Below are 18,410 nucleotides of genomic sequence, written 5' to 3' on the forward strand. Positions count from 1 at the left end.
ACCTGGATCACCCCCGCGCGGGCTCCCTAGCCTTCCGAGGTCGGACGCAACGACGCGACCCTGGAGAGGCTCGATGACGACAGACACCCGCGCGGCGCGGAACGCCGCCCCCGACGAGCCGGAGATCGTGCCGGACCCGTCGCTGCCCCCCACGGCGGTGCCCGAGGACCGCACCCGGACCCGCTGGACCCCGCAGAAGATCGCCCTCTGGGTCGCGATCTCGCTGCTCGGCGGCATCGCCTGGGTCATGCTCGCGGTCGTCCGCGGCGAGACCGTCAACGCGATCTGGTTCGTGTTCGCCGCCGTGTGCACGTACCTCATCGGGTACCGCTTCTACTCCAAGGTCATCGAGCGCTACATCACGCGCCCCGACGACCGCCGGGCGACGCCCGCCGAGTCGCGCGAGGACGGCAAGGACTACGTCCCGACCGACCGCCACGTGCTGTTCGGCCACCACTTCGCCGCCATCGCCGGCGCCGGCCCGCTCGTCGGCCCGGTGCTCGCCGCCCAGATGGGGTACCTGCCGGGCACGATCTGGATCATCGTCGGCGTCGTGCTCGCGGGCGCGGTGCAGGACTACCTCGTCCTGTTCTTCTCGATGCGCCGGGGCGGGCGGACCATCGGCCAGATGGCGCGCCAGGAGCTCGGGCGCGTGGGCGGCACCGCCGCGATCGTCGCGTCGCTGCTCATCATGATCATCATCGTCGCGATCCTCGCGCTCGTGGTCGTCAACGCGCTCGGCGAGAGCCCGTGGGGCGTGTTCTCCGTGTCGATGACGATCCCGATCGCGCTCTTCATGGGCGTCTACCTGCGCTACCTCCGCCCGGGCAAGATCACCGAGGTCTCGGTCATCGGCTTCGTCCTGCTGCTCGCCGCGATCATCGGCGGCGGCTGGATCGCCGACACCGCGTGGGGCGCCGACCTCTTCACCCTCGACCGCACGACCATCGCCGTCGGGGTGATCGTCTACGGCTTCGTCGCCGCCGTCCTGCCCGTGTGGCTCCTGCTCGCCCCGCGCGACTACCTGTCGACGTTCATGAAGGTCGGCGTCATCGTCGTCCTCGCCGTCGCGGTGATCGTCGTGCGACCGGAGATCACCGTCCCCGCGATCAGCGAGTTCGCGAGCGGCGAGACCGGCCCGGTGGTGTCCGGCGCCCTCTGGCCCTTCCTGTTCGTGACGATCGCGTGCGGTGCCCTGTCCGGGTTCCACGCCCTCATCGCGTCGGGCACGACGCCCAAGCTCGTCGAGAAGGAGCGCCAGACGCGCTTCATCGGCTACGGCGGCATGCTCATGGAGTCGTTCGTCGCGATCATGGCGCTCGTCGCCGCGATCTCCATCGACCGCGGCATCTACTTCGCGATGAACTCGTCCGCGGCCGCGACCGGGGGCACCGTGGAGGGCGCGGTCGCGTTCGTCAACGGGCTCGGCCTCATGGGCGTCAACCTCACGCCGGACATGCTCACGTCCACGGCCGAGGCCGTCGGTGAGCCGTCGATCGTGTCCCGCACGGGCGGCGCCCCCACGCTCGCCCTGGGACTCGCGCACATCATGCAGCAGCTCGTGGGCGGCACCGCGATGATGGGCTTCTGGTACCACTTCGCGATCATGTTCGAGGCGCTGTTCATCCTCACCGCCGTCGACGCCGGCACGCGCGTCGCGCGGTTCATGCTCCAGGACACGATCGGCAACGTCGTGCCGAGGTTCCGGGACGTGACGTGGCGCCCCGGGGTGTGGTTGTGCACCGCGATCATGGTCGCCGGGTGGGGATCGATCCTCTACCTCGGCGTGACCGACCCGCTCGGCGGCATCAACACGTTCTTCCCGCTGTTCGGCATCGCCAACCAGCTCCTCGCGGCCATCGCGCTCGCCGTCGTGCTGGCGATCGTCGCCAAGCGCGGGCGCAGCTACCAGCGCTGGCTGTGGATCGTCGCGGCGCCGCTCGCATTCACCGCGGTCATCACCATCTGGGCGTCGATCGAGAAGATCTTCTCGCCCGTCCCCGCGGTCGGGTACTGGGCCAACCACGACGCGTTCAAGGACGCCCTCGCCGCCGGAGAGACGTCGTTCGGCACCGCCGGCTCGGTCGAGGCCATGGAGGCGGTCGTCCGCAACACGTTCGTCCAGGGCACGCTGTCGATCGTGTTCGTCGTCCTCGCGATCGTCGTCATCGTCGCGTCGGTCCTCGTGACCGCGAAGGCGCTGCGCGACGGCGGCGGCACGAACCACGAGGACCCGCCCGTCGCGTCGCGCCGGTTCGCCCCGGCCGACCTGTTCGCGACGAAGGCCGAGAAGGAGATCCAGAAGGAGTGGGCGGCCCTGCCGCCCGAGAAGCGTCCTGCCGCGACGGGGCACCGGTGACGGTGCGGCAGGGCTCGCAGGGCTCCGCCGCGACGGTCGTCCCGGCCGTCGCGGCGGGGTCCCGCTCCCGTCTCCCCGCGCTCGCGGCGGGCGTCGCCCGTCGGGTGCGCGACGGCGCCGCGTCCGTCCGCTGGTACGTGCGGCAGGTCATGGGCGACGACGCGTACGCGACCTACGCCGCGCACCAGCGTGCGGTGCACCCGGGCGGGGTCGTGATGACCGAGCGCGAGTTCTGGCGCATGCGCCACGCCGAGCAGGACGCCAACCCGGGCTCGCGCTGCTGCTGACCGGCCCGCACGCGGTCCCCTCGCGGCCCTCTAGCCGGTCGAGCACGACCCTGCGCGCCGTCGAGCACGACGTCGGTGTCGTCATCCACCCGATAACGACACCGACGTCGTGTTCGGCACCTGGCCCGGGGGCGCGGACGGCGCCTCTGGAGCGCTAGCGTGACCGCGTGGCTCGTCCTCCTGTTCCCATCACGCTCGACCCGCCGCGCGGTCAGATCCCCACCGTGTCGGTCGCGCTCGCCACCGATCCGGCGACCGCGGCCGGCTGGGTCGCCGAGGCGTTCGGCTCCCAGCGCTGGAAGCGCCGTGCCTCGGACGCCGCCCACCAGGCCGGTGCGGCGCTGTGGGAGATCGGGGGCGCCGGTCGCGCCTTCTTCCTCGACGACCTCGACGTGCTGCGCTGGGTCACCCCGCGCGCGACGGCGTTCGTCGCGCACGGCCGGGCCGTCGCGACGATCGGCCCGCTCGACCCGGGGACGGGCCACGCTCCCGCCACGACCGTCGCCCTGTCCCTGGTCGACGGCGCCATCTCGTGCCGCGAGAGCCTCGGCGCCGTCGCCCGCGGCCTGTGCGACCGTGCCGTCCGCGCCGGAGCGCTGCGCCCGGACGACGTCCCGGTCTGGGCGAACGCCGTCGAGATCCCGGCGGGGTCGCCCCTGCACCCGGCCACCGGGCGAGAGCTCTTCCGCCGTGGCTGAGGCGATCGCGGGTCGCGGGACGGTCCCGGCCCTGACCGTGCTGGCCATGGGCGACGCGGCGAAGCGTCAGGTGCTGCGCTCCAACATGACGGTGATCTCGATCCTCGCGCCGCTCGTGGGCCTCGCCCAGCTCCCGGCGGCGATCATGGGCGGCTACCCGTGGCTCGCCCTCGGCCTCCTCGCGTTCGCGCTCGCGATGATCCCGCTGACGTACGCGCTCGCGCGCCGCATGGTCGACCGCGCGCGGATCGTCCTCGGCGACGGGACGTACACCGTGCACGGCTGGGGCCGGTCGAAGCGGTTCACGGTCGCGGACGTCGACCGCGTCGTCACCGTGGACCACATGGCGTTCGGGGCGGCCGGAGCGACGCACCACCTCATCGTGGTCGGGCCGACCAAGCGGCTGCTCCTGCTCGTCGGGCAGATGTGGGACCGCGACCAGCTCTCGACCGTCGCGCTCGACCTGGCGCGCCGCGGCGTCCCGCTCACGCCCTGGCGCCAGCCGGTCACGCCGGTCCAGCTCCGTGCGTTCGACCGGCGGCTCGTGCCCTGGCCGCAGGCCCACCCGGTCGCGCTCGCCCTGCTGGTCGGGATCGGCACGCTGCTGGCGTGCGTCGTGGTGTTCGTCGTCGTGGTCGCGATCCTCGTCTGAGCGTCGCGAGGGCGTGGCCCCGGAGGACACGTGCGGTCCTCAGGCGCGCGCCGCGCCGTCGTCCGGCTCCGCCTCTCGCCGGGCCCGGTCGTGCCAGTAGCCCTGCGCGTGCACGCGCGACCTCTGGATCCCCGCCGCCACGAGCTCGGCGCGGACCCGCGCGACGGTCGCGCTCTCCGTCGCGCACCACGCGTAGAAGCCCGCGCCCGCGTCGGCCGCGGACCGGCCGTGCTCGACCGCCCAGGCGCGGACCGCGCCCAGCACGGCCCGCTCGCCCCCACGGCGGCGGCGTACGTGCTGGACGCGCACGGTCCCGGGCACATCACCGACCGGCGCGTCCGCCGGGTCGTCGGCCTCGACGACCACGTGCGCCCGCACGTCGGGACGCAGGCTCCCGAGGATGCCGCGCACCGCGGGCGCCGAGGTCTCGTCCCCGACGAGCAGCACGTGCGCGACGTCCGGCCCCGGGTCCCACTGGGTGCCGTGGTCGGTCACGCCGAACCGCACGTGCGGCGCGGACAGCAGCACGCGGTCCCCGGGTGCCGCGCGCCGCGCCCAGGCGCTCGCCGGGCCCGCCGGCTCGTGCAGGTACACGTCGAGGTCCACCTCGGCGTCCCGTGACCGGACGGCGACGGGCGTGTACGACCGCATCACCGGACGCACCGCGTCGTCGAGCGCCGCCCACTCGCGCCGCCACGCGCTCTCGCCCGCCAGGCGCGCCCGCCGCGCGAGCTCGTCCGCCCCCGGTCCGGGCAGGAGGATCTTCACGCGCTGGTCGAGCCCGACGTCGGCGCACCCCGCCAGGTCGGGGCCAGCGAGGGTCACGCGCACCAGGCGCGGGCCGACGTCGTGCACGCGCACGACCGCCGTCGGGAAGAGGACGTTGGGCGACCGGTGGAACCGGCACCCGGCCTCGCCCCCGACCGTGGTCCCGGCCGGGCTCCCGACCGCGACCGGAGGCCCGGCCGGCCGGTCAGGACCCGGCACGGTCCTGGAGGAACTGCTCGACGTCGTCGAGCACGGCCTGGCCACCGAGCGGGCCGACGCCGCTGATCCAGTACGACTGGTCGACGACGCGCACGTCGGGGAACGACGACGCGTTGAGCGGGATCTCGGCCGGGACGGCGGACGCGTCGTCGGGGTCGGCGGCCGAGACGAGGACGAGGTCGGCAGCGGCCTCGGTCACGCGCTCGGGCGAGAGGTCGACCGAGATGTCCTCGCCCCAGTCCTGCGCCGGCGTCGAGAACCCGACGCACTCGAGCGTGCTGCCGGCGAACGACCGGGGCCCGTAGGCGGACACGATGCCGTCGCGCGGGCGCAGGAGCTGTGCCGTCCCGCTGACGTCGTAGTCCTCCTGGAGCTGGGCGCACCGCGCGTCGTAGGCGTCGAGCAGGGCCTGGGCGTCCGTCTCGCGGCCGAGCGCGCGGCCGACGAGCAGCACGTTCTCCTGCCACGGGTCGGTCTGGGTCGCCATGAAGACGGTCGGTGCCACGCTCGCGAGCTGGTCGTAGAGGTCGGAGTGGCGTGACTCCGTGCCGAGGATGAGGTCCGGCTCGAGCGCCGCGATGGCCTCGAGGCTCGGCTCGGGCACGGTCCCAACGACCTCGATCGACTGCGCCTCCTCGCCGAGGTACGCGGGCACGCCCGCCTCGACGCTCAGCACGGCGGCGCCCACGGGGACGACGCCGAGCGCGACCGCGGTGTCCGTCTCGACGGGCTCGAGCGTCACGACGCGCACGGGCGCCGCGTCGAGCTCGGCGGTCCCCCGCGCGTGCTCGACGGCATACCCCGACGCGGTGTCGTCCGGCGCGGGCGCACCGGTCGCGGCGGGCGCGGGGTCGGACGAGCAGGCCGCGAGCAGACCGGAGGCGAGCACGACGGCACCGGCGAGCACGACGCGCACGCGAGGGCTGGACGAGGTGGTCCGGGAGATGGGCACAGGGGTTCCTTCGCCTTCCGTAGGGTTGCCTCACCTTACCTTCGCGCCGACACAGGACGGGACGTGACGCTGGTTACGATCGCTGCATGTCCGGGCCCGTGTTCGCCGGCGCCGTCGCCGGTCTCGTCGTGGGCGTGCTGCTCACCCTCGGGCTCGTGCTCGCGTGGCGGCTCGCGCGCGGGTCGCGCGAGCTCGGGAGCGACTCGGACCGCGCGACGTTCCGCACCCTGCACCTCGCGTCGCGTGCCGCGACGCACCTGCGGGGCGGGCTCGACGGCGACGACGTCGGGCGCGCGGCCCGCTCGCTGCGCCAGCTCCTCGGCGCGGACGCGCTCGCCGTCGTCACGGCCGAGGGCGCGGTCGCGCTCGACGGCAGCACGACGCTGGAGCCCGACGCGCGCCGGGTCGCCGAGCGGGTGCTCGCCACCGGTCGGCGGCACGTCGAGAGCCGGGACCACAAGGACGGCGACGAGGCGGGCGGCGACGTCGCGGACGCCGTCGGGGCGCCGGTCGTGACGGGCGGGCGCGTCGCGGGCGTCGTCGTCGCGTTCGCGGGCACGGTGCGCCCGCCGCTCGTGCGCGCGACGGGCGAGGTCGCGCAGTGGTGCTCGGCGCAGCTCGAGCTCGGCGAGCTCGAGGCCTCGCGCACCGCGCTCGCACAGGCCGAGCTGCGCGCGCTGCGCGCCCAGATCAGCCCCCACTTCGTCTACAACGCGCTCGGCGCCATCGCGTCGTTCATCAGCACGGACCCGGAACGGGCGCGCGACCTCGTGCTCGACTTCGCCGACTTCACGCGCTACTCGTTCCGCGGCCGCGGCGACTTCACGACCCTCGCCGACGAGCTGCGCTCCATCCACTCCTACGTCGAGCTGGAACGGGCCCGGTTCGGCGAGCGCCTCGCCGTGACCCTGCAGATCGCGCCCGAGTCCCTCACGGCCGTCATCCCCTTCCTGTCGGTGCAGCCGCTCGTCGAGAACGCGGTCCGGCACGGCCTCGAACCCCAGGAGCGGGGCGGGACGATCGTCATCACCGCGCGCGACGAGGGCACCCAGACGGAGATCACGGTCGAGGACGACGGCGTCGGCATGGACCCGGCCGTCGTGCGCGAGCTCCTCACGTCGCGCGGGAGCGAGCACGTGGGCCTGCGCAACGTCGACCGGCGCGTGCGCCAGCTCTACGGCGACGACCACGCGCTCGACATCGAGACCGCCCCCGGCTCCGGCACGCTCGTGCGCCTGCGCGTGCCCCGCTCCCAGCCCCTGCACGAGACGGAGGTGAGCGTGCCGTGACCGGCACCGACCCGGCCCCCGGCCCGGCGCCCCAGGACCCGCCCGCCGTCGGGCTGGACGTGCTCGTCGCCGACGACGAGCGGCCCGTGCTCGACGAGCTCGTCGCCCTGCTGCGGCGCGACCCGCGCGTGCGGACCGTGCTCGGCGTCGCGACCGGGTCGGAGGCGCTGCGCGAGCTCTCCTCGCGCACGGTCGACGCGGCGTTCCTCGACATCCACATGCCCGGGCTGACCGGCCTCGACCTGGCTCGCGCGCTCTCGCGGTTCTCCGACCGCCCCGCGGTCGTGTTCGTCACCGCGGACGAGGCCCGCGCGCTCGAGGCGTTCGACGTCGAGGCCGTCGACTACGTGCTCAAGCCCGTGCGCCGCGAGCGCCTGACGCGCGCCGTCGACCGGGTCGTGGAGCGCGTCGCGGACCGCGCCGGGCGAGGTGTCGGGGCCGGCGGCGTGCCCGACGGCGCAGGGTCGCCGCCCGTGAGCGCCGCCCCTCCCGCCGCGCCGGCCGCCCCGCCGCGCGGGGCCCCGGAGGACGAGACGCTCGTCGTGACGGTCGGGACGACGACGCGCCTCGTCCGCCGCAGCGCGGTGCGGTGGGTCCAGGCGCAGGGCGACTACTCGCGCCTCGTCACGGACACCGAGCAGTTCCTCGTGCGCGAGCCGCTGTCCGACCTCGAGGAGCGGTGGGCGCCCGCCGGGTTCCTGCGCGTCCACCGGTCGTACCTCGTGGACCGGGCCGCCGTGACTGCGGCGCGGTTCGGCGGGGCGCAGCCCGCGCTCGTCGTGGCGGGGCACGAGGTGCCGGTGAGCCGCCGCATGGTCCCGGCCGTGCGGGAGGCGCTGCTCGGTCCCCACCGGGGCCCGTCGTGAGCGGCCCGGACCCCTCGTCGGCCCCGCCCCCGACCGACGACGGACGCGCTCCCGGTCGAGAGCCGCACCCCGGGGTGCATCCCCCGGCCCGGAGTGCGGCGCCCGACGGGCGTCGTCCCGAGCGCGTGCGCGTCCGGTCGACCGATCCCCCGGCCGGCGTCCCGGCGGGCGGACCGTCGTCGGGCACGCCCACGGCGTCTCCGCGTCGCCCCGAGGAGCCGGACGACGCCGCCGCGCACTACACGCGCGGCCTCGTCCGGGCGCAGCTCCGGCTCGGGCTCGCGTGCGTCGTCTCGTTCCTCGCGGTCGTCGCGCTGCTCACGGTGACGATGAGCGCGGTGCCCGCGCTGGACGCGGTGGTGGTCGCCGGCGTCCCGCTCCCGTGGCTCGTGCACGCGTACGGCTTCTACCCCGTGATCGTCGCGTTCGCGGTCGTGTTCGCCGTCGCGGCGGCGCACAACGAGCGCCGGTACCGCGCGCTCGCAGAGGGATCGGGCGGGTCCGCCGAGGCCGGCCCGGACGAGGCAGGACCCGACGAGGCGGGCGCCGCGTGAGCGCGCTGCCCCTCGTCGCGATCGGGCTGCTGCTGCTCGCGACCGGCCTCATCGGGTTCTACGGTCTGCGCATCTCGCGCACCACGAGCGACTTCTTCGTCGCCTCGCGCACGGTGCGGCCGGTGTGGAACGCGTCGGCGATCAGCGGCGAGTACCTGTCCGCGGGCACGTTCCTCGGCCTCTCGGGGCTCGTGCTGCTCTCGGGCGCCGAGGCGTTCTGGTTCCCCGTCGGGTACGCGGCCGGCTACCTGCTCGTCCTGCTGTTCGTCGCGGGCCCGCTGCGCCGCAGCGGCGCCTACACGATCCCGGACTTCGTGCACGCCCGGCTCGACTCCGTCGTCGCACGCCGCGTCACGAGCGTGCTCGTGCTCGTCATCGGGTGGCTGTACGTCGTGCCGCAGCTCCACGGCGCGGCGCTCGTCATCACGAGCGTCGCGCCCGTCCCGCCGTGGGTCGGGTCGGTGGGGATCGCGGTCGTCGTGAGCGCGGTCGTCGCGGCCGGCGGCATGCGCTCCATCACCTTCGTCCAGGCGTTCCAGTTCTGGGTCAAGCTGACCGCGCTCGCGCTGCCGCTCGTGTTCGTGCTCATGGCGCTCGGCGGTGCGTTCGAGCCCGGGGGCGCCGTCGTCACGTTCGACCCCGCCGCCGTCTTCCCGCCCGAGGCCGGGCCGGGCGGTCTCGACGCGTACGCGACCGCGTCGCTCCTGCTCGCGCTGCTGCTCGGGACGACCGGGCTGCCGCACGTGCTCGTGCGCTTCTACACCTCGCCCGACGGCGGCTCGGCCCGCCGCACGACCGTCGTCGTGCTCGTGATGATCAGCGTGTTCTACATGGTGTCGAGCACGCTCGGGCTCGTCGCCCGGGTGGTGGCGCCCGACCTCGCGGCGCCCGGCGTCGCCGACACGGTGGTGCTCACCCTGCCGACCCGACTCGTGCCGGGCCTCGGCGGCGAGCTGCTCGCGGCGCTCGTCGTCGCCGGCGCGTTCGCGGCGTTCCTCGGCACGTCGTCGGGGCTGGTCGTGGCGCTCGCCGGCGTCGTGAGCCAGGACCTGTTCGGCGGGACCGTGCGCTCGTTCCGGTGGTCCGCCGTCGCGTGCACGCTCATCCCGCTCGCGTTCGCGCTCGTCGCCATCCCGCAGGGCCTCGTGACGAGCGTCGGGACGGTGTTCGTCTTCGCCGCCTCCGCGCTGTCGCCGGTGATCCTGCTCGGCGTGTGGTGGCGCCGCCTCACCGCGCGCGGCGCCGTGGCGGGGATGGTCGTGGGCTCCGTCCTGTGCGCGACGGCGCTGCTCGCCTCGTCCGCGCTCGTCGCCGCGGGCTACGGGACGGTCTCGTCAGGCGCGACGGCGGACGGCGTCCCCGGCGTCGTGCGCGCGCTGCTCGCCCAGCCCGCGGCCTGGACCATCCCGCTCGCGACCGCGACCGTCGTCGTCGTGTCGCTGCTCGACCGGCACGGCCCGCCGCTACGCACCGACCGGTTCCTGCAGCGCCTGCACGTGCCGGAGCGCCGCCGGCCGTGACCCCCGGCAGACAGGCAGGGTGAGGACGCGAGCACCGGAACACGTAGAAGGGCCGGGAATCTGTAGCGTGGAGGGCATGAAATTTGTAGCGTAAGAGTCCTGAAATCTGTAGCGTAGGAGGCCGACGAGCCTCCTGGTCGGTTCTCTACCGGGGCCGGGAGCACGCGAGCACCAGGGAGCCGATCAGTGATGGACTACCGCAGGCGCGTCATCGACGACGTGCTCGACGAGCTGGTCGCAGAGCTGCCGACGATCGAGCTCCACGGGCCGAAAGGCGTGGGGAAGACAGCCACCGCGCAACAACGCGCCCGCACGGTGATGCGCCTGGACGATCCTCGCGAACGTGAGTTGTTCGCCAGCGACCCGGCACGAATCCGCGCCGTAGAGCACCCGCTGCTCGTGGACGAGTGGCAGCGGGTCCCGGAGTCGTGGGACGTGGTTCGACGAGCGGTCGACGACGGCATCGGGACCTACCTGCTGACCGGCAGCTCCGTCCCCCTCGAAGCACCCGTCCACTCCGGGGCAGGCCGGTTCGTCACGTTTCGCATGCGTCCCATGAGCCTCCTGGAGCGAGGGTTTGCAGAACCCACCGTCAGCCTCGGCGACCTGCTGGACGGGTCTCGGCCCGAGATCACCGGGTCGTCGAGACGCGGCACACGTGACTACGTCGACGAGATCGTGCGTTCCGGGTTCCCGGACATCCACGCCCTCGCGCCGCGAGCCCGTCGGCACCGGCTCGAGGGATACGTGGACCTGATCGTCACGAGGGCGTTCCCCGAGCAAGGACTCGTCGTGCGTCGCCCGGGCGTCCTGCGCGCGTGGCTCACGGCCTATGCAGCCGCGACGTCGACGACTGCGACCTACCAACGGATCCTTGACGCCGCCACACCCGGCCTCTCCGAGAAGCCCGCTCGGAGCACCGTGACCGCGTACCGCGACGTGCTTGAACAGCTCTGGATGCTCGATCCCGTCGAAGCGTGGCTCCCAGGCAGGAATCACCTCACCCGGCTCGCGCGCGGACCCAAGCACCAGCTCGCGGACCCCGGTCTCGCCGCTCATCTGCTCGGTGCAGACCAGTCCGCGCTTCTCGGGGGCAGCGACGGCCCGGTCCCCAACCTGCGCGACGGGACCTTGCTCGGATCGCTGTTCGAGCACCTCGTCACTCTGGACGTCCAGGTCTATGCCGAACGGTCCGAAGCACGGGTACGTCACCTCCGGACGGCTGACGGCGCGCACGAGGTCGACATCATCGTCGAGCGTCCGGACGGCCGGGTCCTGGCGATCGAGGTCAAGCTCGCGACCACGGTCACCGACCACGACGTCCGGCACCTCGCATGGCTCCGCGACAGGATCGGCGCCGACCTCCTCGACGCGGCCGTCGTCACGCCCGGGCCCCACGCCTATCGGCGGCGGGACGGGATCGCCGTCGTACCGGCCGCGCTGCTGGGTCCTTGACCGTCACGATCGGTGACCTGGCGGGGGGGCGACGACCACGGCCCCCGACCTCGGCCTCGCGTGACGCCCGTCACGGCAGGAGCCAAGCGCCGTCTGAACACGTGACGGGGTGGGCCCGCACGTGGGAGGACGGGACATGGAACTGGCACGCTCGACGACGGCTGCGCTCCCGACGATCTGGGGGTACGCCACGCTCACCACGACGCGCCACCGAGCGCTGCCGTGCGCCACCACCCAGCGGGTGGACACCGTGCTGGCGCCCGTGCTCACGCCCGACGAGCTGGAGGACCTGCACGATCGTCTCGACGCCCGGCCTCGCAGGTGGTGGGGCCGTACCCCACTGCTCCTCGGCGCGAGCCGCTCGGCACGCCATGCCCTCTCGCACGCGATCGACGTCCGGACGACGACCGTGCTGCAGTGCCCACCGGACCACCCCGGTCACGGCTCTCCGGTGGCCCGCCTCCTGCGAACCATGGTCGTCGTGGAGGCCGCCCCGCTCACCGTGACGGGCGAGGCCCTCGCGCGCGAGCTGCTCTGGGCGGGCCTGTGTGCCGCACGCGTGGGCGAGACGGACAGCGTCCTCAGGGCCGCCGGTGCACTCCGCGGGCTGACCGCGGCGAACCGGCCGGACCTGCGCAGCCTCGCGGAGGACTCGTGAAGCCCTGCTCGGGCCGGTTCGGCCGTGTTCGCCCGATCTCATCCCACTCATCACCCTCGTCCGACCGGTCGCAACGAGCGCGGGCGACGTCTGATGTGGAGCGGGGGGTCGACCGGAGAGAGGCGGACGGGCGTGGATGACTTCGTGCACGAGATCGGGGCGTACGTGAACCGGGTGGAGCGCCTGCACTGGCGGCGTACCGGCCTGTTCAGCAGGACGGTCGTCGACGCTATCGTGCCGCTGTGCCAGGCCTACGCGGCCGGAGCGGACGCGGCCCTTCTCTACCTGGCCGTGCAGGACCTGTGCGCGACGCTCCGCGCGCTCGGCGTCCCACCGGGCTGCCGGGCGCGCGCTGCGGCGGCAGTGGCCGACGACCTCGATCTCGCACTGCTCGCGTGGCTTCCCCAGCCCGATCTCGGGGTACGAGACCCGCTGCTCGCGCGAGCCTTCCGCTCGGCCGAGCCGCTCGACCGAGACGACCTCGACCCCGTGCCCGCCACGGCCGTAGGAGCCGCCGCATGATCGCACGACGACGCGCGGCCGCGGGCCGCGACGAGGGCGAACGGCCGTCACTGCTCACCCCGGCCGAGGTGGCGGCTCTCTTCCGGGTCGACCCAAAGACCGTCACCCGCTGGGCCCAGGCGGGCAAGATCACGTCCGTCCGGACGCTCGGTGGCCACCGACGCTTCGACGCCGACGAGATCGAGCGCCTGATCGAATCCGCACGCACCGGCCGGACGAGCGAGACACCGTCGTGACGGGATCGCGACTCGGCACATGGCTCGCAGCCGCCGTCTGCGCGGCGGGTCTCTGCTGCGTCGCGGCCTCCCTGCTGCTCGCGCTGGGCAGCTGAAGAAGCTCAGAGGCCCTGCGGGGCCTCCCCAGCTTCACGGACGGCCGCGAGATGCGCGTCCGTCCCACCGCGCCCTGTCCGCGGGTTCGAGCGACGCCCGGTGGCTCCCTGCGTGACGGGGGCGCGGCACGCTACCGACAAGCTTCACCTGCCAGTTCACCCACGGTGGTCCGCCATGACCGTCCGCTTCACCAGTCTGTCTTCACAGAGAGGCACGCCTCGGGGGCCTCTGCGGACGAGGAGCAGACCATGACGCATCCCACGCTGTGGGACCAGCTCGAGGAGATGGCCGCCGGGAGTCCGCTCCCCCCACCCCCTCCGCACCATCGTCGCGCCGCCACCGGACCGGGCTCCGGGCGTGGTGCGGTGTCGTCGGTCGTGGGTGTTCTCGGGGAGCTGCTCATCACGCTCGGGATCGTGCTGGGCCTGTACGTGGTGTGGCAGCTGTGGTGGACGGACGTGCAGGCCGACCGCGTGCAGGCGCAGGTCCTGGAGGAGATGGACGCGCCCACGCCGGACACCGGGGACGTCGCGACGGCCGTGCGCCGGGACGAGCCGCCGGTCATGGAGGCGCCCGCGCTGGGCGAGGTGTGGGGCACGCTCTACGTGCCGCGGTGGGACGGCAAGATGATGCCGATCGCGGAGGGGACGGACAAGCGCTCGATCCTCGACCAGGCGATGGCCGGGCACTACCCGGAGACGGTCATGCCGGGCGCGGTCGGGAACTTCTCGGTCGCGGGGCACCGGCAGACGTACGGCAAGATCTTCCACGACGTGGAGGAGCTCGAGATCGGCGACCCGATCGTCGTGGAGGCCGGCGGGGTCTGGTACGTGTACCGCGTGGACCACATGCAGGCGGTGAAGCCGGACCAGGTGGAGGCCGTGGCGCCCGTCCCGTGGCAGCCCGGCGTCGAGCCGACGGAGCGGTACCTCACCCTGACGACGTGCCACCCGATCGGGCTGAACTCGCTCGTGGCACGGTTCATCGTCAACGCGAAGCTGGACTACTGGATGCCGGTCGAGGACGGCACGCCGCCGGACCTCGTCGGCCAGACGGCTCCTGCCGCTGAAGGGAGCGCGTGATGTACGGGGCGCTGTGGCGCGTGCTGCCCGGGCCCGCGTGGGTCCGGGTGCTGATCCTGCTCGTCCTCGCGGCCGCCGTCGTGCTCGCGTGCTTCGAGTGGCTGTTCCCGCTCCTGTCGGAGTACATGCCGTTCAACGACCCCAACATCCAGACCGACGCCGCCGACTGAGCGGATCCGGCTTCTCGTGGCGGCTCCGAGCGCGTCGAGGACCGCGGCGCAAGCGGGGGGGCGTCCGTCCTTCACCGCTCGGGCAGCGGAACGCTCCCGAGAAGATCGTCGATCTCGAGCTCTACCGGCGCACCCCCGGCACCGGGCATCTCCGCCACGGGGTCGGCCACCACGACGTCGTACCCCTCCTCCCGGAGGACACGGCGGACCTGCGCGAGGTCTGCCTCCGGGAGGACCAGCCAGTCGGGATCCTCGAGCGGCGCACAGACCACCTGGTGATCGGCGTCCAACGTCGTGCGCAGCTCCTGGAGCCACTCCACGCGCACCGGGCAGTACCCGTCGTCTGCTGCGGCGTCGGCCTCCGTGTCCCACACGCTCGCGCTCAGCGGCATGACGACCACGGCCGTCCCCGCTGCCCAGATCGCCACGCTCTCCCGCACCGTCACGTGCTTCTCCTCAGGCACATTCCATCCACCCCTGTCCAACCGTTCCGTTCCGGAGGACGACTCGTGTCGCCTCCGTCCTCACGTGGCCCGACGTGTGATGGTGCCGCATCCCGGCACCGTCCCTCGCCCCGCCTCATGCACCCGCCGTTCGGCTCTCGTCCGACCCCCAACACCCTGACCAGCCTCGACACCGCACGAGAGCATCCCTGCCTCACCCCTTCCGGGCATGTTGAATCACCCTCTCGATCACCACCTCGATCCGCGACACGATGTGCACCGTCTCGCATCTCAGTGGGTGAAGTCACACACGACCTGCCTCGTCGGGGCGGCGGCGCGGCCACGACGAGCATCTGAGGACGGGGCACCACGGATGGACCTGAGCACTACCGACGAGCAGACGACGACCGGGCGCCGGTATGCACCGCGCCACCTCGACACGGGCGATACCGACACCGTGCTCTGCGAGCGTGCACGCGAGGGAGACCAGGAGGCGGTCGCCGAGCTCTGGCGCAGGCACTACCCGTACGCCCTGGTGGTCGCCCGCCGCTACACCCGCTCCCAGTGGGAAGCGGACGACCTCGCGGCGGAGGCCTTCACCCGCATCCTCATCCTCTTCCGACGCGGTCAGGGACCCGTCGAGTACGCACGGACCTACATCGCCCGGGCCGTGCGCAACGCCGCCACCGACCGTTCTCGACGCAAGACGCTCCCGACGGTGGAGATCGACGAGGCCGTCGACGTCCCCTCGGCCTACGACCTCGGTTCGCACGCGACGAGCTCGGTGGAGCTGGACGAGGCCGTGGAGGGCATGTCCGGCTGCTCGGAACGCCAGCGCTACGTCCTCTGGCAGGTCGCCATGGCCGGACGGACCGTGGCAGAGCTCGCGACCGAGCTCGACACGACTCCGAACGCCGTCTCCGCGCTCCTCGTCCGCGCTCGTGCGACGGTGCGTCGCACGATGGACGCGAACCGGGAGGCGCGCCGCACGGCCGCGCGACTGCGAGGCGCGGAGGCGGCCGGCCTCTGAGCCGGCACCAGCGCTATCCCGCGGGCGGCGGAGACGATCTGCCGCCCGCGTGACTCACCACCGTCCGATAGACCCGCAGTCTCTCCACCTGGAGCTCGGCGAACAGCGGCGCGTCGACCTCGTCCGCCGGCACCGCGAGGAGCCGCTCGAGGATCTCCCGCTGCGCCGCGTCGAGCTCGTCCAGGCGACGCCGGTCTGCCGAGGTGAGGAGAGGCCACGTCTCCGTGTAGGTAGGAAGGTCCGCCGTCATCGGTCGTTCTCCCGCGGGGACCCGCTGCGCACGACATCGAGCAGGTCGCCCGCCGTGTAGAGCGCGCGCCCGTCCGATGCTCGCAGGGTGCGCAACGCACCGCGTCGACCGAGCTCGACGAGGACGGTCTCGTCCACGCCGAACAGCCGGGACGCGGTCGAGGACGTCAGCAGACCGCAGTCCGGGTCGGCAGGATCGCTCGTCGCTCCCCAGAGCGTCATCGCGACCACTACCTACGAGACCAGGATCTCGGCGCGGTCCGCCGCCCCGGCATCGGTGGCCGCTCCACGCGCTGTGAGCATCGCTCGTAGCGCGATCACCGTACGCTCGGCCGCCCTACCGTCCCCGAACGGGTTCTCGGCACGAGCCATGCGGGCGTGGAACTGCTCGTTCGTGAGCAGCTCGCGCAACGTGCGCACGATGCGGTTCTGGTCCGTGCCGACGAGGACCGCGCCGCCGGCCTGGACGACCTCGGGCCGCTCCGTCGTGTCCCTCGTGACGATCACTGGCACGTCGACCGCCGGCGCCTCCTCCTGGATGCCACCCGAGTCCGTGACCACGACGGTCGAGCGCGCGAGCAGATGACAGAACGGCGCGTAGTCCATGGGCTCGGTCAGGTGGACGTTCGGCACCTCGGACAAGATCGGGACGACGATCTCTCGCACGAGCGGGTTGCGATGCATCGGGAGGACCACGAGAACGTCCGGGTAGAGGTTGGCGACGCGGACCAACGCTCCCGCGACCTCCCCGATCCCCGCACCCCACGACTCACGACGATGCGCAGTGACGAGCACAATACGGCGCCCCTGGGACACGGCCACATCGATCACCGGGTCGCCCGTCGAGCCCTGCCGCTCGACCGTACGCAGCAGGGCGTCGATCACGGTGTTGCCCGTGACGACGACGTTCTCGCGCGGAACGTTCTCGACGTAGAGGTTGTGGGCCGCAGCCTCGGTCGGGGCGCAGTGCAGCGCCGCGACCGACCCCACGAACTTTCGGTTTCCCTCTTCAGGGAACGGCGAGTACACGTCACCGGTCCGCAGGCCGGCCTCGACGTGCACGACCGGGATCTGACGGTGGTACGCGGCGAGCGCCCCCGCGAAGGCGGTGCTCGTATCCCCCTGTACCACGACCGCGTCGACCGGGTGACGGTCCAGGTAGGCACCGAAACCCTGGAGAGCGCCGGCCACGACGTCGTCAAGCGACTGGCCGTGCCGCAAGAGCCCGAGATCGTGGTCCGGAACGATCCCAAACAGGTCGTTCACCTGGTCGAGCATCTCGCGATGTTGACCCGACGTGACCACGATGGGCGTCAGATCGCGCGACGACCGCAACGCCGCCACCACGGGCGCCATCTTCACCGCCTCGGGCCTCGTCCCGTAGAGCACGGCGATCCTGCGCCGGCTGCCATCAGTGCTCATCGTCTTGCTCCTCGTCATCGTCCCGGAACGCCCCGTGCAGCGGGACAGACGAGAACGACCGAGCGCAATGACGGGGGGATGCCGTGCCGATACAGGCCGGGCTCGGTCGATGGGCTCACCCTGCGGTTCACACCGTCAGACCCACCCCCGACCCACCGTCTACCCCAGAGCAAGCCCAACCCGGTCACGGCACACACGCGCCCACAGACCGGCACACGGAAAGGGAAAAGACATGTCCTTTACCCCCCCCCCCCCCCCGCAGATAGGGGACTGAGAACAAGGGCGCGCCACTCCCTAGGACGCGCCGCCCGCGCCACCGCCGTAATCGGCCTGTGCGCCGGACTCACCCTCAGCAGCGCCACGCTCGCGAACGCGGCCCCGGCAACCGGCGAGGGAACCCAGTCCAACCTGCTCTACTCCGTCGACGGCGGGACCACCTGGACCGACACCGTCACCGCCGAGCGTGGCCAGCAGGTCCTGGCCCGCCTGTTCTACGACACCACCAAGGACACCCCGGTGACGGGCACGTCCCTGACCACCCAGATCCCCGACGGATTCACCTACGTCCCCGGCACCACCCGCAACGTCCTGGCCCCCGGGTCGGACGTCACCACCGGCGCGGTCGGCGCGGAGACCAAGGCCGCCGCCGTCACCGACTCCGTCTGGACCGGCGACAACCTCCAGGTCTCCCCCTCGGCCGGGTTCAACGGCGAGTCCCACGCCTCCCAGACCGGCATCCTGCGCAACGGCACGAAGCGCTACCTCAACCTCCACCAGTGCAACTGGAGGTCGGCAGCCGGCGGCGACACCAGCTGGGTCGGTAACACCACCGCCACCGCCGGCTTCGCCGGGTTCCAGACCGGAACAAACGCATCCAACTCTG

General features: G+C 73.0%; 21 protein-coding genes. 16 read left to right on the plus strand and 5 right to left on the minus strand.

Going from position 1 to position 18,410, the window contains the following annotated elements; genetic code table 11:
* The first annotated feature begins 73 nt into the window (after window positions 1-73).
* From NHH00_RS18050 to NHH00_RS18065, 4 genes are all read left to right on the plus strand, one after another.
* The gene (locus NHH00_RS18050) at window positions 74-2,359 is read left to right on the plus strand and encodes a carbon starvation CstA family protein (RefSeq protein WP_253054857.1); all 2,286 of its coding nucleotides are present in this window, start codon (window positions 74-76) and stop codon (window positions 2,357-2,359) included.
* Window positions 2,356-2,646, plus strand: a complete 291-nt coding sequence (locus NHH00_RS21170; RefSeq protein WP_308202341.1) for a YbdD/YjiX family protein — start codon at window positions 2,356-2,358, stop codon at window positions 2,644-2,646. Before NHH00_RS18050 ends, NHH00_RS21170 begins: the two co-directional genes overlap by 4 nt.
* A gap of 167 nt (window positions 2,647-2,813) precedes the next feature.
* A complete protein-coding gene (locus tag NHH00_RS18060) occupies window positions 2,814-3,344 on the plus strand; it encodes a hypothetical protein (RefSeq protein WP_253054859.1) in 531 nt (176 codons plus the stop codon).
* On the plus strand, window positions 3,337-3,996 hold the full coding sequence (locus tag NHH00_RS18065) for a hypothetical protein (protein WP_253054861.1): 660 nt from the start codon (window positions 3,337-3,339) through the stop codon (window positions 3,994-3,996). Before NHH00_RS18060 ends, NHH00_RS18065 begins: the two co-directional genes overlap by 8 nt.
* Before the next feature lie 39 nt (window positions 3,997-4,035).
* Here NHH00_RS18065 and NHH00_RS21175 read toward each other — a convergent pair whose 3' ends face one another.
* Together NHH00_RS21175 and NHH00_RS18075 are read right to left on the minus strand one after the other, a co-directional pair.
* Complete coding sequence (locus NHH00_RS21175) at window positions 4,036-4,983, minus strand: siderophore-interacting protein (protein WP_253054863.1); 948 nt, start codon at window positions 4,981-4,983, stop codon at window positions 4,036-4,038.
* Window positions 4,970-5,935, minus strand: coding sequence for an ABC transporter substrate-binding protein (locus NHH00_RS18075; protein WP_253054865.1), 966 nt, complete (start codon window positions 5,933-5,935; stop codon window positions 4,970-4,972). The genes NHH00_RS21175 and NHH00_RS18075 overlap by 14 nt, the downstream gene beginning before the upstream one ends.
* Before the next feature lie 86 nt (window positions 5,936-6,021).
* On the opposite strand from NHH00_RS18075, the gene NHH00_RS18080 reads away from it, so the two are divergent.
* The 10 genes from NHH00_RS18080 to NHH00_RS18125 all read left to right on the plus strand — a co-directional run bounded on the left by NHH00_RS18080 (window position 6,022) and on the right by NHH00_RS18125 (window position 14,383).
* Window positions 6,022-7,224, plus strand: a complete 1,203-nt coding sequence (locus NHH00_RS18080) for a sensor histidine kinase (RefSeq protein ID WP_253054867.1) — start codon at window positions 6,022-6,024, stop codon at window positions 7,222-7,224.
* A complete protein-coding gene (locus NHH00_RS18085; protein WP_253054869.1) occupies window positions 7,221-8,090 on the plus strand; it encodes a LytR/AlgR family response regulator transcription factor in 870 nt (289 codons plus the stop codon). The genes NHH00_RS18080 and NHH00_RS18085 overlap by 4 nt, the downstream gene beginning before the upstream one ends.
* A gap of 125 nt (window positions 8,091-8,215) precedes the next feature.
* The gene (locus NHH00_RS18090) at window positions 8,216-8,644 is read left to right on the plus strand and encodes a heavy metal transporter (RefSeq protein WP_253054871.1); all 429 of its coding nucleotides are present in this window, start codon (window positions 8,216-8,218) and stop codon (window positions 8,642-8,644) included.
* Window positions 8,641-10,164: a sodium/solute symporter gene (locus tag NHH00_RS18095; protein ID WP_253054873.1), complete on the plus strand. Its 1,524-nt coding sequence runs from the start codon at window positions 8,641-8,643 to the stop codon at window positions 10,162-10,164. The genes NHH00_RS18090 and NHH00_RS18095 overlap by 4 nt, the downstream gene beginning before the upstream one ends.
* A 189-nt stretch (window positions 10,165-10,353) precedes the next feature.
* Window positions 10,354-11,619, plus strand: coding sequence for an ATP-binding protein (locus tag NHH00_RS18100; protein ID WP_253054875.1), 1,266 nt, complete (start codon window positions 10,354-10,356; stop codon window positions 11,617-11,619).
* A gap of 136 nt (window positions 11,620-11,755) precedes the next feature.
* The gene (locus tag NHH00_RS18105) at window positions 11,756-12,277 is read left to right on the plus strand and encodes a hypothetical protein (protein ID WP_253054877.1); all 522 of its coding nucleotides are present in this window, start codon (window positions 11,756-11,758) and stop codon (window positions 12,275-12,277) included.
* 144 nt (window positions 12,278-12,421) lie between these two features.
* The gene (locus tag NHH00_RS18110) at window positions 12,422-12,799 is read left to right on the plus strand and encodes a hypothetical protein (protein ID WP_253054879.1); all 378 of its coding nucleotides are present in this window, start codon (window positions 12,422-12,424) and stop codon (window positions 12,797-12,799) included.
* Window positions 12,796-13,035 carry a BldC family transcriptional regulator gene (locus NHH00_RS18115; protein WP_253054881.1) on the plus strand — a complete coding sequence of 80 codons (240 nt, stop codon included), beginning with the start codon at window positions 12,796-12,798 and terminating at the stop codon, window positions 13,033-13,035. Before NHH00_RS18110 ends, NHH00_RS18115 begins: the two co-directional genes overlap by 4 nt.
* A 344-nt stretch (window positions 13,036-13,379) precedes the next feature.
* Entirely contained in the window at window positions 13,380-14,213 is an 834-nt protein-coding gene (locus NHH00_RS18120) for a class E sortase (protein WP_253054883.1), read from the plus strand.
* On the plus strand, window positions 14,213-14,383 hold the full coding sequence (locus NHH00_RS18125; RefSeq protein ID WP_253054885.1) for a hypothetical protein: 171 nt from the start codon (window positions 14,213-14,215) through the stop codon (window positions 14,381-14,383). The genes NHH00_RS18120 and NHH00_RS18125 overlap by 1 nt, the downstream gene beginning before the upstream one ends.
* A 71-nt stretch (window positions 14,384-14,454) precedes the next feature.
* Here the strand turns inward: NHH00_RS18125 and NHH00_RS18130 are convergent, their stop codons facing one another.
* The gene (locus tag NHH00_RS18130) at window positions 14,455-14,847 is read right to left on the minus strand and encodes a hypothetical protein (RefSeq protein ID WP_253054887.1); all 393 of its coding nucleotides are present in this window, start codon (window positions 14,845-14,847) and stop codon (window positions 14,455-14,457) included.
* 352 nt (window positions 14,848-15,199) lie between these two features.
* Here NHH00_RS18130 and NHH00_RS18135 point away from each other — a divergent pair, with 352 nt between their 5' ends.
* Window positions 15,200-15,856 (plus strand): RNA polymerase sigma factor, encoded by a 657-nt coding sequence (locus NHH00_RS18135; protein WP_253054889.1) that lies wholly within the window; start codon window positions 15,200-15,202, stop codon window positions 15,854-15,856.
* A gap of 246 nt (window positions 15,857-16,102) precedes the next feature.
* Here the strand turns inward: NHH00_RS18135 and NHH00_RS18140 are convergent, their stop codons facing one another.
* Together NHH00_RS18140 and wecB are read right to left on the minus strand one after the other, a co-directional pair.
* On the minus strand, window positions 16,103-16,327 hold the full coding sequence (locus NHH00_RS18140) for a hypothetical protein (protein ID WP_253054891.1): 225 nt from the start codon (window positions 16,325-16,327) through the stop codon (window positions 16,103-16,105).
* 12 nt (window positions 16,328-16,339) lie between these two features.
* Window positions 16,340-17,527, minus strand: a complete 1,188-nt coding sequence (wecB, locus tag NHH00_RS18145; RefSeq protein WP_253054893.1) for a non-hydrolyzing UDP-N-acetylglucosamine 2-epimerase — start codon at window positions 17,525-17,527, stop codon at window positions 16,340-16,342.
* Window positions 17,528-18,043: 516 nt separating this feature from the next.
* On the opposite strand from wecB, the gene NHH00_RS18150 reads away from it, so the two are divergent.
* The coding region (locus NHH00_RS18150; protein ID WP_253054895.1) for a hypothetical protein at window positions 18,044-18,410 on the plus strand (367 nt) is incomplete at its 3' end.

This window comes from Cellulosimicrobium cellulans (genome assembly GCF_024124905.1).
GTDB classification, from domain to species: Bacteria; Actinomycetota; Actinomycetes; order Actinomycetales; family Cellulomonadaceae; genus Cellulosimicrobium; species Cellulosimicrobium cellulans_G.